13 protein-coding genes are annotated in these 14,548 nt (G+C 72.2%); 9 read left to right on the forward strand and 4 right to left on the reverse strand.

The features are described 5' to 3' along the window. Positions 1-54 precede the first annotated feature (54 nt). The 4 genes from HC362_RS03945 (at position 55) to HC362_RS03960 (ending at position 4,971) form a co-directional block, all read left to right on the forward strand. Positions 55-804 (forward strand): aquaporin, encoded by a 750-nt coding sequence (locus tag HC362_RS03945; RefSeq protein ID WP_243082371.1) that lies wholly within the window; start codon positions 55-57, stop codon positions 802-804. A gap of 177 nt (positions 805-981) precedes the next feature. Then, positions 982-2,814, forward strand: a complete 1,833-nt coding sequence (locus tag HC362_RS03950) for a bifunctional metallophosphatase/5'-nucleotidase (RefSeq protein WP_243082372.1) — start codon at positions 982-984, stop codon at positions 2,812-2,814. Between the two features lie 94 nt (positions 2,815-2,908). Continuing rightward, positions 2,909-3,472 carry a hypothetical protein gene (locus HC362_RS03955; RefSeq protein ID WP_243082373.1) on the forward strand — a complete coding sequence of 188 codons (564 nt, stop codon included), beginning with the start codon at positions 2,909-2,911 and terminating at the stop codon, positions 3,470-3,472. A 131-nt stretch (positions 3,473-3,603) separates the two neighbouring features. Then, positions 3,604-4,971: a glutamate-cysteine ligase family protein gene (locus HC362_RS03960; RefSeq protein WP_243082374.1), complete on the forward strand. Its 1,368-nt coding sequence runs from the start codon at positions 3,604-3,606 to the stop codon at positions 4,969-4,971. Positions 4,972-5,102: 131 nt separating this feature from the next. Here HC362_RS03960 and gdhA read toward each other — a convergent pair whose 3' ends face one another. Both gdhA and HC362_RS03970 read right to left on the reverse strand, forming a co-directional pair. Continuing rightward, positions 5,103-6,455 carry an NADP-specific glutamate dehydrogenase gene (gdhA, locus tag HC362_RS03965; protein WP_243088345.1) on the reverse strand — a complete coding sequence of 451 codons (1,353 nt, stop codon included), beginning with the start codon at positions 6,453-6,455 and terminating at the stop codon, positions 5,103-5,105. 120 nt (positions 6,456-6,575) lie between these two features. Continuing rightward, positions 6,576-8,396, reverse strand: a complete 1,821-nt coding sequence (locus HC362_RS03970) for a glycoside hydrolase family 15 protein (protein ID WP_243082375.1) — start codon at positions 8,394-8,396, stop codon at positions 6,576-6,578. 149 nt (positions 8,397-8,545) lie between these two features. Between HC362_RS03970 and HC362_RS03975 the strand changes: the two genes are divergently transcribed. The 3 genes from HC362_RS03975 (at position 8,546) to HC362_RS03985 (ending at position 10,799) form a co-directional block, all read left to right on the forward strand. After that, positions 8,546-8,965: a CBS domain-containing protein gene (locus tag HC362_RS03975; RefSeq protein ID WP_243082376.1), complete on the forward strand. Its 420-nt coding sequence runs from the start codon at positions 8,546-8,548 to the stop codon at positions 8,963-8,965. Positions 8,966-9,161: 196 nt separating this feature from the next. Beyond that, on the forward strand, positions 9,162-9,356 hold the full coding sequence (locus tag HC362_RS03980; protein WP_243082377.1) for a hypothetical protein: 195 nt from the start codon (positions 9,162-9,164) through the stop codon (positions 9,354-9,356). Between the two features lie 54 nt (positions 9,357-9,410). Then, the gene (locus HC362_RS03985) at positions 9,411-10,799 is read left to right on the forward strand and encodes an NADP-dependent succinic semialdehyde dehydrogenase (protein WP_243082378.1); all 1,389 of its coding nucleotides are present in this window, start codon (positions 9,411-9,413) and stop codon (positions 10,797-10,799) included. A gap of 15 nt (positions 10,800-10,814) precedes the next feature. On the opposite strand, the gene HC362_RS03990 is transcribed toward HC362_RS03985, so the two are convergent. Next, positions 10,815-12,278 (reverse strand): membrane-associated oxidoreductase, encoded by a 1,464-nt coding sequence (locus HC362_RS03990; protein WP_243082379.1) that lies wholly within the window; start codon positions 12,276-12,278, stop codon positions 10,815-10,817. Between the two features lie 190 nt (positions 12,279-12,468). Here HC362_RS03990 and HC362_RS03995 point away from each other — a divergent pair, with 190 nt between their 5' ends. Both HC362_RS03995 and HC362_RS04000 read left to right on the forward strand, forming a co-directional pair. Next, on the forward strand, positions 12,469-12,837 hold the full coding sequence (locus tag HC362_RS03995) for a nuclear transport factor 2 family protein (protein ID WP_243082380.1): 369 nt from the start codon (positions 12,469-12,471) through the stop codon (positions 12,835-12,837). Positions 12,838-12,868: 31 nt separating this feature from the next. Further along, positions 12,869-13,456: a 2'-5' RNA ligase family protein gene (locus tag HC362_RS04000; protein WP_243082381.1), complete on the forward strand. Its 588-nt coding sequence runs from the start codon at positions 12,869-12,871 to the stop codon at positions 13,454-13,456. 42 nt (positions 13,457-13,498) lie between these two features. Here the strand turns inward: HC362_RS04000 and HC362_RS04005 are convergent, their stop codons facing one another. After that, a complete protein-coding gene (locus tag HC362_RS04005; protein WP_243082382.1) occupies positions 13,499-14,530 on the reverse strand; it encodes a glutathione S-transferase C-terminal domain-containing protein in 1,032 nt (343 codons plus the stop codon). Between the last annotated feature and the right edge of the window lie 18 nt (positions 14,531-14,548).

Genomic DNA, 14,548 nt, shown 5'->3' on the forward strand with positions numbered 1-14,548 from the left:
CCCATCGCCGTCGAGTGAACGGTGTGTTGAGCCGCGACGTTGTGGAGGTAGCGGATGAGCGCTGGCTCGATCTTCTTGTGGGAACTACTCGGTACCACGGTCCTGATCATGCTGGGTACCGGCGTTGTCGCCAACCACGTGCTGCGCCGCACGAACGGCAACGGCGGGGGTGTGCTGTTCATCAACATCGGCTGGGGTTTCGCGGTCTTCACCGGCGCGAGCGTGGCGGCGCCCAGCGGTGCGCACCTCAACCCGGCCATCACCCTCGCTCTCGCCGTCGCCGACAAGACCGCGTGGTCGGACGTGCCCGTGTATCTGCTCGGGCAGATGCTCGGCGGCATAATAGGCGCGGTGCTGTGCTGGGCCACGTACAAGCTGCAGTTCGACGACCATGACGACCCCGCGGGCACGCTCGGCATATTCTCGACGGCGCCCACCATCCGCAACAGCTTCTGGAACGTGGTCACAGAGGTGCTCGGCACCTTCGTACTGGTGGCCTTCGTGCTGTTCTCGCCCGTCGCCGGTCCCTGGAAGGGCGAGGGCGAGATTCCGAACTTCGGCAACTCCGCGCTGGGGTACGCGGGTGTCGCCTTCGTCGTGCTGGTGATCGGCACCTCGCTCGGCGGGCCGACCGGCTACGCCATCAACCCGGCCCGCGACCTGGGGCCCCGCATAGCCTACGCGTTCGTCCTGCCGATCAAGGGCAAGGGCAAGGCCGACTGGGCGTACTCCTGGGTCCCGGTCGTCGGCCCTCTCCTCGGCGGCGTCCTGGCGGCCCTGCTGTACATGGCCTACCCGGCGTAGGTGCTGCGCCCCATCGGGGACGCGGGAACTTCTCCCCCGGCCCGGGGTGCGGAGCGGGCCACTCCTACGGGTGGCTCGGGGGCGATCCGCCGGATTCCGTGTGATACCGGCGATTTGATCAGTGCGGGGTGGTGGGCCCACCACCCCGCACTGTCCGCACTCGCGAAAGGCATCCCGTTGCACGGAGCACCACAGCGCACACGCGCACGTCTGCGTACCCGCGGCGCTCGTCGCCGTCTCGCCCTGGCCGGGGCGAGCGCGGCCCTCTTCTTCGTACCGGCCCTGTCGGCCGCTGCCGACGGCACAGCGGAGCCCGGCGGCGACGGCAGAACGCCCGTCCAACTGCTCGCCGTCAACGATCTGCACGGCAATCTGGACGCCGTGCCCGGCCCCGCGGGCTCCGTCCACCGAAAGGGACCAAACGGTGAGCTGGAGCAGGTGCAGGCCGGCGGGGTCTCCCGGCTCGCCACCCTGCTGGACCGGGCCCGAGAGAGAGCGCGAGGAGCCCAGTCGCTGACCGTCGCCGCGGGCGACATGATCGGCGGCAGCCCGCTGCTGTCGGCCGCCTACCACGACGAGCCGACGGTCGAAGCGCTGGAGACGCTGGGCCTGGACGTGACCGCGGTGGGCAACCACGAGTTCGACGAGGGCCCCGAAGAGCTGCGCCGGATGGACGCGGGCGGCTGCCACCCCAAGGACGGCTGCGCCGATCCGAACCGGCCCTACGACGGCGCCGACTTCCCCTATCTCGCTGCGAACGTGCTGCCGCGTGGGGCGGAGAAGGCCGGGAAGGCGGAGCGGAAGCCGATCCTGCCGCCGTACTGGATCAAGAAGCTGCCCGGCGGCGAGCGCATCGGGTTCATCGGGCTGACGACCAAGGACACCCCGTCGGTGGTGAGCGCCTCGATGACCAAGGACCTGGTCTTCGCGGACGAGGTGGAGACCATCGACAGGTACGCCGGCGAACTGGACCGCAGGGGCGTCAAGGCGGTGGTCGCCCTGGTGCACGAGGGCGCCCGGCCGCCGGCCAAGACGTACGACGCCACCTGTGGCAAGGACGGCGCCGCCGACCGGCTCGACGGCCGCATCCAGACGATCGCCGAGCAGGCGTCGCCCAAGGTGGACCTGTTCGTGACGGGGCACTCGCACGAGCCGTACATGTGCAGCGTGCCGGACCCGGCCGGGCAGCCCCGGCTGGTGACGCAGTCGGCTTCGTTCGGCCGGACCTTCACCGATCTGCGCTTCGACATCGACCGCCGGACCGGCGACGTGGTGCGCTCCTCGGCGCGGGCCGAGGCCCATGCAGTCACCACCGACACCCCCGAGCAGCAGCGGGTGGACCGTGTCGTCGAGAAGTGGCGGGCGCGCTCGGCGGAGATGGCCGACGAGCCCGTCGGCTACATCTCCGACGACATCCCCGGCCGGGGCGCGCCCGATCCGGAGACCCCGCTGGGTGACCTGATCACCGACGCGCAGGTGGCGGCCACCCGGGAGGCGGGCGCCGAGCTGGCGCTGCTCAACTGGGGCGGAGTGCGCTCCGACCTGACCTACCGCGCCTCCGGCAAGGAGGGCGACGGCGTGGTGACATACGGCGAGGCCTTCCAGGTGCAGCCGTTCGACAATCCGCTGGTGACCATGGTGCTCTCCGGGAAGCAGTTGCTGACCGTGCTGCGGCAGCAGTTCTCCGGCGAGAACGAGGGCTATCCGCAGGTTCTGCAGATCTCCGACGAGCTGCGGTTCGATGTCGACATGTCGCGTACGGGCGCCGACCGGCTGCTGACGGACACGGTGCGGGTGAACGGCGAGCCGGTGGACGTCTCGCGCGACTACCGGGTGACGGTCAACGACTTCCTCTCCCAGGGCGGCAACGGCTTCAGCGAGCTGAAGGAGGGCACCGACCGGCAGTCCGTCACCCGCGACCTGGCCGCGTTCACCGAGTACCTCAAGAGCCGCTCCTCGCCCGAGGCTCCGATCGCGCCGCCCAAGGCGGACCGCATCACCTGGCGCTGACGGGCCTGCGGCCGCCGTCGCGGGGCCCGGCTACCGTGGTGGCGCCCGCCGCACCGCCCGCGGCGGGGTCCGCCTTCCCCGAGGAGCCCGCGCAGTGAGAGCCGCACGCCTGGTCACCGATGTCCTCCAGCCCCGCAACGCGCTGCTGGCGGGGCTGACCGGGCTGGGCGTCGCGGCGGCGGGTAACTGGACGGGGGTGCCCTGGGGGCTGTTCGCCGCACTGTGCGCGGGCATCGTGCCGGCCTCCTACATCGAGTGGGAGCGCAGGCGCGGCACCTGGGGCGACCGGCACGTGGTGGACCGCACACAGCGGCTGCCGATCTTCCTGGTGATCCTGGGCTCGGTGGGGCTGGGCGCGCTGGTGATGGTGCTGGGCCGGGCGCCGCGGGACATCCTGGTCGCGATGGTGGCGCTGTGGACGATGACGGTGGTCCTGCTGGCGGTGAACGCCTTCTGGAAGATCAGCGTGGACTCGGCGGTGGCGGCCGCCATGGTGGCGATGCTCGCCGTGGTGCACTCGCCCTGGTGGCTGCCGGCCGCCGGGCCGCTGGTGGTGGCGGTGTGCTGGTCGCGGATCGCGCTGACGTACCACACGGTGGCGCAGACGGCGGCGGGCGCCACGGCCGGGCTGGTCACGGCGGGTGCCTGGCTGGTGTGAGCGGTCCGCGGGTGTCGACTGAAGGGGTTACCTGTTGGAGCCGTACGCCGGGGGTATACGGCGGATGAGGTTGCGGGATGGTTCCGTTTCTCCCGTCCGCCGACCGCTTGGCCGATCCCCCGAGGTGCGTCATGGCTCTCGCCCCCGTCACACCGTCACTCTCCCGGGCCGAGCTGCGCGACGTCATCGAGGGGGGCGCCGACGGCGGCGAGCTGGTCGGTATCGAGGTGGAGACCGCCGCGCTGGACCCCCGGACCGGTGCCGCGGTGCCGTACTTGGGGCCGCGCGGGGTCCGCGCCCTGCTGGAGCACCTCGTTGCCGAACGGCCGGATATCGAACCCCAGTACGACCAGGGTGCGCTGGTCGCGGTGCGGCTGCCGGAGGGCGGCACGGTCTCGCTGGAGCACGGCGGCGCCGTCGAATACTCCTCGCCACCGTGCTCCTGCGTCGCCGACCTCGCCGAGGTGACCGACCGCGGGCTGCGCCGACTGGCGGCTGCGGCACGCGGATTGGGCTTCGCGCTGGTCCCGGGGGCGCAGTACCCGTTCACCGCGCCCGAGGAAGTGGAGTGGGTACCGCACTCACGTACCCCGCTGATGCGGCGCCACTTCGAACGACTGGGCAGCCCGGGCGCCGGCGGGGTGCGGGTGATGTCGCTGGCCCTCTCGACGCAGGTCTCCCTCGACTTCACCTCGCCCGCTGACCTGACCGAGAAGCTACGGGTGCTGGCCGCGGCCTCCACCCCGGCGGCCGCCCTGTTCGTCAACGCGCCGCTGGAGGGCGGCCGTCCGTGCGGGCAGCTGTCCCGCCGGATGGACTACCTCAGCCGCTGCGACCCGGCCCGCACGAGTGTCGTCCCGATGATGCTGCGCGAGGACGTGGATGTGGAGATGTTCATCGACTGGGCGCTGAACCTGCCGATGATCCACCGCGCGGCGCCCGGCGGTGGCCGGCGGGCGGCACCCCGGGTCCCGTTCGGCACCCTGCTGCGGCGCGGGTTCGACGACGGGAGCAGGCCGCAGCTCGCCGACTGGCGCGCGCATTTGTCGCAGATCTTCTCCGATGTGCGGCTGCGCGAGACGCTGGAGCTGCGCGCCGTGGACGGCCCGCCGTTCGAGGCCCGCTACACGGTGCCCGCGTTCTGGACCGGGCTCGGCTACCACCCGCCGTCCCGCGCGGCGGCCTGGGAGCTGCTGCGGGGTGTCGGTCCCGACGCGCACCGGGCCGCGTTGCGGGACATCGCCTGCCGTGGGCTGGACGCCGAGATTGCGGGGCGCCCCGTGCGGGAGGTCGCGGCCGAGCTTCTGCGGCTGAGCGAGGCGGGGTTGCGGGCCCGCGTGGCCGCCGGCGCGGAGCGCGAGGAGGCGGTGCGCTTTCTGGCGCCGCTGCACGAGGTTGTGACCTCGGGCATCACGTTCGCGCACCGCACCCTCGACCAATTGCGGGCAGCCCCCACGACGTTCCCGGCCCGCCACGTCGCGAGGCATCGCATCCGCTGACCCCGCGCGGAAGGGTGCCCCGTCAGGGGCGCGGGGAACTGCTCCCCCAGACTCCGTCCGGGAGGTGCCCCCACCAGCCACAACGGACCCGCGGCCTGCGACGGCGAGCAAGGGGCAGCCCCTCCCCAGCCCTACACCACGCCCTGACTCCGCATCGCATCTGCAACCCGCCGGAACCCGGCCGCGTTCGCGCCGAGCACATAATCATCAGGGCTCCCGTACTCCTCCGCGGCGGTCACACACTCGGTGTGAATCGCCCGCATCACGGCGGCCAGCCGGGACTCGGTCTCCGCGAAAGTCCACGACTCGCGGGCCGCGTTCTGCCGCATCTCCAACGCGGAGGTGGCGACGCCACCCGCGTTCGCCGCCTTGCCCGGCCCATACAGCACACCCGCCTCACGCAGCACACCGACCGCGTCGGGCGTGCAGGGCATGTTGGCGCCCTCGGCCACGGCCTTGACGCCGTTCTTGACGAGGCTGACGGCGTGGTCCTCGGTCAGCTCGTTCTGCGTCGCGCAGGGCAGGGCGATGTCGCAGGGCACGTCGTAGACGGAGCCGCGGGCGCTGAACCGGGCCGAGGGGCGGGCCTCGGCGTAGGTGTCGAGCCGACCGCGCCGCTCCAGCTTGATCTCCTTGAGCAGATCGAGGTCGAGCCCCGCCTCGTCCACGACGTAGCCGGAGGAGTCCGAGCAGGCGACGACCAGCGCGCCGAGCGCCTGGGCCTTCTCGACGGCGAACAGGGACACGTTGCCGGATCCGGAGAGGACGACGCGGTGCCCGGCGAGGTCCTCGCCGCGGGTGGCGAGCATTTCGCGGACAAAGTGCACGGTGCCGTACCCGGTGGCCTCCGTACGCGCCTCCGAGCCGCCCCAGCCGGTGCCCTTGCCGGTGAGGACGCCTGCCTCGTAACGGTTGGTCAGCCGCTTGTACTGGCCGAAGAGGAAGCCGATCTCCCGGGAGCCGACGCCGATGTCGCCCGCGGGTACGTCGGTGTGCTCGCCGAGGTGGCGGTGCAGCTCCGTCATGAAGGACTGGCAGAACCGCATGACCTCCGCGTCGCTGCGGCCCTTGGGGTCGAAGTCGGCGCCGCCCTTGCCCGCGCCGATGCCCAGTCCGGTCAGCGCGTTCTTGAAGATCTGCTCGAAGGCGAGGAACTTGACGGTGCCCAGCGACAGATCCGGGACGAAGCGCAGCCCGCCCTTGTACGGTCCCAGCGCGCTGCTGAACTCCACCCGGAAACCGCGGTTGACGTGCACCGCGCCGGCGTCGTCGGTCCACGGCACCCGGAAGAGCAGCTGCCGCTCGGGCTCGACCAGCCGCTCCACCAGCTCCGCCTCGGCGTATTCGGGGCGCTTGCGCAGTACCGGCTCCAGGCTTTGCAGCACTTCCCGTACCGCTTGGTGGAACTCGGGCTCCCCGGGGTTACGGCGCAGAACCTCGGCGTACACCGCTTCGATACGGCTGCTGGCATCCACGGACATCATCCTCGTCGCTCGCACGGCCACCTTGCCCTGCCGGGACAGGCTGGTCACGAGGGTACGGTCGGTCGCCACGAGTCCGGCTCGCAAGTGGCGAGAAACACTCTCGCGGGGGGGAACCCTCCGTCAGTCCGCGAGCCGGACCGTGTTCTCCAGCAGCAGCGCGTGCACGAACGCCTGGGGCAGATTGCCGCGCAGTTGGCGCTGCTCGACGTCGAACTCCTCGGAGTACAGCGCCGGAGGCCCGTACGCGGCGCGGTTGCGCTCGAACCAGCGGAGCGCGGAGGGGCGGTCGCCGAGGTGGTTGGTGACCAGAGACATCATGAAGCCGCACAGCAGGAAGGCGCCCTCGGCGGCGGCGAGCGGACGGCCGTCATGCCGGAAGCGGTAGACGAAACCGTCCTCGGCCAGTTCGTCCTGGACGGCCCTGACTGTGCGGGCCGTACTCGGATCGTCCATGGGCAGGCAGCCGCGGGCCAGCGGGAGCAGGACCGCCGCGTCCACCTTGGGATCGTCGGCGGCGCGGGCCCACACTCCGTCGGGGCGCAGACAGCGGGCGCGGGCCTGGGCCAGCACCGTCTCGGCCAGCGCGCGGGGGCGTGCGGCCTCCCGCTCGGGCAACCGGGCCGCCAGCGCCCGCAGTCCGGTCACCACGCTCAGCCGTGAGTGCGTCCACCAGCGCTCCTCCAGCTCCCACATCCCGGCCTCGGGGCGCTCCCAGTTGCGCTCAACGGCGGTGATGGCGACCTCGACGGCGCGCCGGACGTCCCGGTCCTCCAGGTGCCCGTGGCGGGCGGCCGCCGCGTACAGCTGGAGCACCTCGCCGAAGGTGTCGAGCTGGAACTGCCTGCCCGCCTGGTTGCCCACCCGGTCGCTGCCGCCGGGGTAGCCGCTCAGGCCCAGGGTCCGTTCCTCGGGGACCGGGTCTCCGGTGACGGTGTAGGCGGGGCGCAGCGCGTCGCCGTCCTCCAGGATCCGCGCGGTGACGAAGTCGCAGGCGCTGTCCAGCAGCGGATGCGGCCCGTGCGCGGCGACCGCGATGCCCGCGTAGGACTGGTCGCGCAGCCAGGCGTAGCGGTAGTCGTAGTTGCGGCCCTCGCCCGCGTGCTCGGGCAGCGAGGTGGTGGCGGCCGCCACCATGCCGCCCGCGCCGCTGGTCAGCCCGTGCAGTACGGCGTACGCCTTGCGGGCGTCACGGGGCGCGAGCAGGTTGCCGCACTCGGGCACGGTCTGCCGCCAGCGGCGCTGGGTCTCCTCCCACAGCCCGTGCGGCTCCAGGCTGCCGGTGCTGGCGGCGCGCTCGGTGGTGATCTCCAGGACGAGGTCGCGCCGCTCGCCCTCGCGCAGGGTGAACGTGCCGTGCAGCGCGCCGTCGGGCCCCGGGCGCGCCTCGGGCGCTCCCGCCCAGCGCATCCGCAGCCCGCCGCCGGAGGCCGTCCACACCGGTGCCGCGTCGGCCGACGCGGCACCGGCAGGGCCGGCCGGTTCCTGGGACAGCTGCCAGCCGCTCAGCTCGGCGCGTCCGAAGCGGGGGCGCGGATCGAGCACCAGTGCCACTCCCGCGCCGGACGAGGGGCCGCGCTCGAGGGTCACCTGGCGCAACAGCACCAGCCGCTCGGGGTCGGCGGGCAGGGCGAGCGCGTCCCGGGTGACGAAGACGGCCCCGGAGGTCACCCACCTGCTGACCCGCACGAGCGTGCCGTTCTCGTAGAAGCCGCCGCTGACCTGCCAGTTGTCGGCGGGTCTCACGGTGTACTGCCCGGCGCCGCCGATCAGCTGCGAGAAGACCGCGTCGCTGTCCCAGCGGGGCGCGCACAGCCATACCAGCTCACCGCGCGGTGAGATCAGCGCGCCGCGCTCCCCGTCACCTGTGAAGGCGTAGTCCCGCAGCGGCCAGGGCTCGGTGCCGTCCGGGCCGGATCGTTCAGATGGGGCGAGCTGCGTCATATCGGTGACCCTAGTACCCGGTCGCGGCAGCCCCAGACGCACGGCGTGACACGCCGCGACGCGGGTACCCGGCCCGGTCCACAGGGGCGGCCCCGGCCCCGTCCGGCGGCAGCCGGAGCCGCGTCCACCGATGCGGAAGGAGGACGGCGATGACCCAGCGGGTCCGCGACATCATGACCGCGGCGCCGGTGGCGGTCGGCACGCTGACCGGTGTCGGGGAGGTCGCGCAGCGGATGCGCGACGAGGACATCGGCGCAGTGCTGGTGACCGAGCGGGACGAGTTGCGGGGCCTGGTCACCGACCGTGACCTGACGGTCCGGGTGCTGGCCGAGGGCCGCGACCCGCTCCATACGACGGTCCGGGAAGTGTGCAGCCCGCGGCTGGTGACGGTCTCCCCCGACGACGGTGCCGACGATGCCGCCGTGCTCATGCGCCGCCACTCGCTGCGGCGGCTACCGGTCGTCGAGGAGGGCGAGGCGGTGGGCATGGTCGCCCTGGGTGACCTCGCGGTCGACCGGGACCCCGACTCGGCCCTGAGTGAGATCAGCGCGGCCACGGCGAACATCTGAGGCCGGACGGGGACCGCAGGCGGGGCCGGGCACGGACCGGGACACGGGCCGGCAGCGCGAGTGTGCCCGTGCTCCGCTTGGTGCGACCGGGCAAATGGGTGTTCCCTGGATAAACAGGGGATACCCGAGACAGACGTGAATGACCTCAACAACCCGCACGACCATGAAAGCCCCTACCTGAGGTGAGGAGCTGGAGATGTCCAAGCGCCAGCCGGACCAGGCAGGAAGCGAGCCCGACCAGATCCGTGGACCGGAGGAACGCCGGATACACGGCGGCATGCCGGAGAAGCCCGACGACGAGGAGCTGGCCAAGCGCACGGAGCAGGAGCGGGTGGACGCCGGTCTGGACGACTACGACCCCGAGGACGTACCGCCCGCGACGGAATCCTGAAGACCCCGAGGGCCGGCCCCCGGGCCGGCCCCCACCGCTGAGAGGCCGCAAGCCATGCCGATCGCCACGGTGAACCCCGCTGACGGCGAGACCCTCAAGACGTTCGACCCGCTGTCCGAGCACGAGATCGAACAGCGACTCGCGGACGCCGACGCCGCCTTCCGCACCTACCGCACCACCACCTTCGAGGAGCGGGCCCGGCTGCTGAACGGGGCCGCCGACCTGCTGGAGCGGGAGACGAACGGGGTCGCGCGTGTCATCACGACGGAGATGGGCAAGACGCTGGCCGCCGCGGAAGCGGAGGCCGCCAAGTGCGTCAAGGCGATGCGCTGGTACGCCGAGCGGGCCGAGGAGCTGCTGGCACCCGAGTACCCGGCCGCCGAGGACGTCGAGGACTCCGGCGCCGTACGGGCCAGGGTGCGCTACCGCCCGCTGGGCCCGGTGCTGGCGGTGATGCCCTGGAACTTCCCGCTCTGGCAGGTGATCAGGTTCGCGGCACCCGCGCTGATGGCGGGCAACGTGGGGCTGCTCAAGCACGCCTCGAACGTGCCGCAGACCGCGCTCTACCTCGGCGATCTGTTCCACCGGGCGGGCTTCGCGCCGGGCTGCTTCCAGACGCTGCTGGTCTCCTCCGGCGCGATCGAGTCGGTGCTGCGCGACCCGCGCGTGGTCGCCGCCACCCTCACCGGCAGCGAGGGGGCGGGCCGCTCGGTCGCCTCGGTCGCGGGCGACGAGGTCAAGAAGACCGTGCTCGAACTCGGCGGCAGCGACCCCTACATCGTGATGCCCTCGGCCGACATCGACGCCGCGGCACGCACGGCGGTGACCGCGCGGGTGCAGAACAACGGACAGTCGTGCATCGCCGCGAAGCGTTTCATCGTGCACACGGACATCTACGACGCGTTCGCCGAGCGGTTCACGGCTGGTATGCGGGAGCTGACCGTGGGCGACCCCATGGAGCCGGAGACGGACGTGGGCCCGCTCGCCAGCCGGCAGGGCCGCGACGATCTGGAGGAGCTGGTCACCGACGCGCTCACCCAGGGCGCGCAGGCGCTGTGCGGGGGGCGCCGCCCCGAGGGGCTGGACCGGGGCTTCTACTACGAGCCGACGGTGCTCACCGGCGTGACCGAGCAGATGCGCATCCACCGCGAGGAGGCGTTCGGCCCGGTCGCCTCCCTCTACCGGGTGCGCGACATCGACGAGGCCATCGAGCTGGCCAACGACACTCCCTTCGGGCTCAGCTCCAACGTGTGGACGCGGGACGAGTGCGAGACCGACCGCTTCGCGCAGGATCTGGAGGCGGGCGGCATCTACTTCAACGGAATGACCGCCTCGCACCCGGCCCTGCCCTTCGGCGGCGTCAAGCGCTCCGGCTACGGGCGTGAGCTGTCCGGGCACGGCATCCGCGAGTTCTGCAACACGACGACGGTCTGGCGCGCCTGAGCGCCGAACGCCCGGTCAGTACCGGCTCACCGCGCGGTTGACGCCGGTCACGAACGTGGTGGCCAGCACCCATCCCGCGACGATGAGCAGATACGCCAGCCACTGGTACCCGCCCTGTGGGGCGTATGCCTTCTCCTGGCCGAAGTCGATGATCGGCAGCAGCAGGTCCAGGGCGTACGCGAAGGCGTTGAAGCCCGGTGCCTCGTCGGCCTTCAGCGGGCGCGGCGGACGCAGTCCGTAGGTGACCGCGCCCACCAGGAGCAGCCCGGCCAGCCAGCCGGCGGCCCGCATCGGCCGGAAGCCGTAGCCGACGGTCACATCCTGAAGGTAGCCCCACAGCCGCCCGTGGAGGGCGAGCGTCGTGCGGTGTCTGCGTTGCTTGGCGAGCTGGACGGTACGGGCCGCCGCGTCGTCACCGATGTGCCGGTAGGCGGCCGTCAACTGTTCGTAGGCGAAGGGTATGTAGCCGTCGGCGTCGCGAGTGAGCACCTCCAGGCGCTCGGCTGCCGGGCGGGCGGGGACGAGCGTCGTGTACATCAGGCCGTCGAGCTGTACCGCGGCGGGCCACACCTCGGGGCTGATGTGCAGCAGTTCGAACCGGCCCCGGCGCAGATTGACGACCCCCTCGACGGGGCGGGCCTCGCGCAGCCAGAACTCGCCCGCCGTACAGCTGCTGGCCCGCAGCGCGACGCCGCCCGGATTGGACAGCCGCGCATAGCTGAGGTTGAGCTGCCCGGGAACCGTCGCACCGCGCAGGTTGACGCGGCCCTCGGCCCACAGCCGCATGGCGTGCAGATCGGTGCCCACGGTGAGGGTCTCGGCTTGGAGCGCGGTACCGCCGGGCTGCAGGAGACGGGCGTCGTCGAGCCGGACGAGGCCCGTCACCGTCACTCCGTCGAGCCGGGCCCTGCCGTGCACGGTCAGCCGGGTGGCGCGCAGATCCTCGCCGACGGTCGCGTGGTCGAGCTTCAGCGGGGATTCCGGCCGTTCGGCCGGTTGTGTGCCGTCGTCCCCCGCGGCCTCTGCCGGGACGCCCACCTCGGCGCGGTCCAGGAAGAGGGCGCCCGCGATACGCGCCCCGGACAGTGCGACCGCGCCAGTGACGCGGCAGTCGTTCAGGCGCAGCGCCCCGTCGACGCGCAGGGTGGTCGCCCACAGCCCCGGCATCCGGCACCCGCCCAGGGTGAGCTGCCGGAACTCGGCTCCGTAGAGGACGACCGTCTCGTCGAAATCGCAATCCCGCAGCGACACCGGGCAGCTGACATGGCCGGAGTGCACATTGAGTTCGCCCGTCACCCGCGCGCCCCGCAGCCGCAGCGCGGGTATCTCCCCGTTCTCGTCGGGCGCCGTCAGCAGCAGGGAGCGCAATACCCGGGCCCGCACGGTGCGCTCGTCCGCCGCCGAGAGGTCGACCGGCTCGCCCCGCGGAAACGCCTCCCATACGCGCCGCTCCGGCTCCGTCAGTTCGGTGATCTCCACGCCCCGGACTCTTCCCGGACGCCGCGAGCACGTCAACTCGGCCCCGGTGCGCCCCGGTCCGGTGATTACCCGGCACGTAATCGACCCGGACCCCGCCCGGGCGGCATCGTCATGGCATCGGCCCGCGGACAAGCGGCGGGCCGGGGTTCCACCGGGACAACGAGGACGAGGAAACGAGGGGACGTACGCCATGAACACCTACGAAGCCGCTGTCGAGCGCTACTTCGCCGCCTGGAACGCGCCGGACGCCGAGAGCCGCGCCAAGGCCGTCGCCGCGGCGTGGACCGAGGACGGCAGCTACACCGACCCCCTGGCCCAAGTGACCGGCCACGGCGAGCTGGCGGCGGCGATCGGTGCGGCACGGGAGCAGTTCCCCGGCTGCGAGTTCCGGCAGTCCGGCGCTGTGGACGGACACCACGACATCGCCCGCTTCTCCTGGGAGCTGGTCGTGGTCGCGGACGGTTCCTCGCCCGCCGCCGGATTCGATGTGATCACCCTGGCCGAGGACGGCCGGATCGCCTCGGTGAAGGGGTTCCTGGACCGGGTGCCCGGAGCCTGAAGCGCCGCGTGTGAAGGCTACCGTGCCGCTCGTGGACAGCACGAGCAGCACGGAAGCGGACCCTCTCGACGAGCGCCGGGACGAGGCAGCGGAGGGCTGGCCGGTCGCGGCCGGCACCACGGCACTGAGCGTGCCCGTACCGGAGGTGGACGCACTGGTGGGCGCCTGGCGGGCCCGGTACGACACGGCAGCCAGGTCCGGGGGAAGCGCACATCTGACCGTGTTGTTCCCCTTTCTGCACCGCGACCTGATAGCCGCGCCCGAACGCGCCGAGCTGGCCGCGCTGTTCGCCGCGCACCCGCCGTTCACGCTCACCTTCGCCCGCTGCGGGTCCTTCCCCGGGGTGCTGTACCTGGTGCCGGAACCGGCGGCGCCCCTGCGGGCCCTCACCGCCGCGGTGACCGGCCGATGGCCCTCGTACCCGCCCTACGGCGGCCTGTTCGGCGATCTGGAGCCGCACTTGACGGTCGCCAACTGCGGCGGCGCCCGGACGCACCGGCACATCGAGGAGCGGCTGGCCGGGCGGCTCCCGGTGACGGCGCGGGTGAGCACCGTCGATCTCGTCGTCCACCAAGCGGGCCGCTGGCAGCCCTGGCTCACCTTCCCGCTGGGCCGGTGACAGGGGCCCGGCCCGGGCGGGAGGGCGGAACGGCGGGAGGGCTCAGGCGCGGTGGCCCGCGGGGATCTCCTCACCGGCCGGGACGGGGCCGGGCGGGGTGCCCTCCCCGAAGGGGCGGCCGCCGAGCTGCTCGCGGTGGTGCGGGGTCAGCCAGCCGGACAGATCGGGTCCGGCCGGCACGATGGAGGTCGGGTTGATACCGGTGTGGACGACGTAGTAGTGCCGTTTGATGTGGTCGAAGTCGACCGTGTCCCCGAACCCCGGCGTCTGGTACAGGTCCCGCACATACGCCCACAGCACGGGGTCCTGCTCCAGCTTGTTGCGGTTGCACTTGAAGTGGCCGTGGTAGACGGCGTCGAACCGCACCAGCGTGGTGAACAGGCGGATGTCGGCCTCGGTGATGGTGTCGCCCACCAGGTAGCGCCGGTCCCGCAGCCGCTCCGAGACCAGGTCCAGGCGGCGGAAGACATCGGCGTACGCGGCTTCGTAGTCCTGCTGCGTGGTGGCGAACCCGGCCCGGTAGACGCCGTTGTTGACGTCCCGGTAGATGCCCTCGGCCACCTCGTCGATCTCGTCGCGCAGCGCCTCGGGGTAGAGGTCGGGGGCGCCCTGACGGTGCAGTTGGCGCCACTCGGTGGCCAGATCGAGGGTGATCTGCTGGTAGTCGTTGGTGACCAGTGCGCCGCTGGGCACATCCACGATCGCGGGGACGCTCACGCCGCCCGGGTAGTCCGTCTCACGCTTGTCGTACGCCTCGTGCAGGAAGCGGATGCCGAGCACCGGGTCGCGGTCGTCGGGGTCGAGGGTGAAACGCCAGCTCCGGTCGTCCTGGATCGGGTCGGCGACGGCCAGCGAGAGCGCGCTCTCCAGGCCCAGCAGCCGCCGCGAGACCAGCGCGCGGGACGCCCACGGGCAGGCCCGGCTGACCACCAGCCGGTACCGGCCGGCCTCCACCGGCCAGCCGTCCCGCCCGTCGGCCGTGATGCGGTCGGCGAAGTGGCTCTTGGACCTCTTGAACGGTTTCCGGCCGTACTCGGTGTTCCCGGCACCGTCGGTGGCTTCAGCAGTGCTCATTCCGGTCTCCTTCTCACA

Origin of the sequence: Streptomyces sp. 891-h (assembly GCF_022760275.1) — a bacterium.
Classification (GTDB): domain Bacteria; phylum Actinomycetota; class Actinomycetes; order Streptomycetales; family Streptomycetaceae; genus Streptomyces; species Streptomyces spirodelae.

Excerpts from the sequence above, each read along its gene's own strand:
- HC362_RS03985 (WP_243082378.1), top strand. The coding sequence starts at position 9,411 with ATGCCGATCGCCACGGTGAACCCCGCTGACGGCGAGACCCTCAAGACG.
- HC362_RS03945 (WP_243082371.1), top strand. The coding sequence starts at position 55 with ATGAGCGCTGGCTCGATCTTCTTGTGGGAACTACTCGGTACCACGGTC.
- HC362_RS03970 (WP_243082375.1), bottom strand. The coding sequence starts at position 8,396 with ATGACGCAGCTCGCCCCATCTGAACGATCCGGCCCGGACGGCACCGAG.
- HC362_RS03975 (WP_243082376.1), top strand. The coding sequence starts at position 8,546 with ATGACCCAGCGGGTCCGCGACATCATGACCGCGGCGCCGGTGGCGGTC.
- HC362_RS03960 (WP_243082374.1), top strand. The coding sequence starts at position 3,604 with ATGGCTCTCGCCCCCGTCACACCGTCACTCTCCCGGGCCGAGCTGCGC.
- HC362_RS03980 (WP_243082377.1), top strand. The coding sequence starts at position 9,162 with ATGTCCAAGCGCCAGCCGGACCAGGCAGGAAGCGAGCCCGACCAGATC.
- HC362_RS04005 (WP_243082382.1), bottom strand. The coding sequence starts at position 14,530 with ATGAGCACTGCTGAAGCCACCGACGGTGCCGGGAACACCGAGTACGGC.
- HC362_RS03995 (WP_243082380.1), top strand. The coding sequence starts at position 12,469 with ATGAACACCTACGAAGCCGCTGTCGAGCGCTACTTCGCCGCCTGGAAC.
- gdhA (WP_243088345.1), bottom strand. The coding sequence starts at position 6,455 with ATGATGTCCGTGGATGCCAGCAGCCGTATCGAAGCGGTGTACGCCGAG.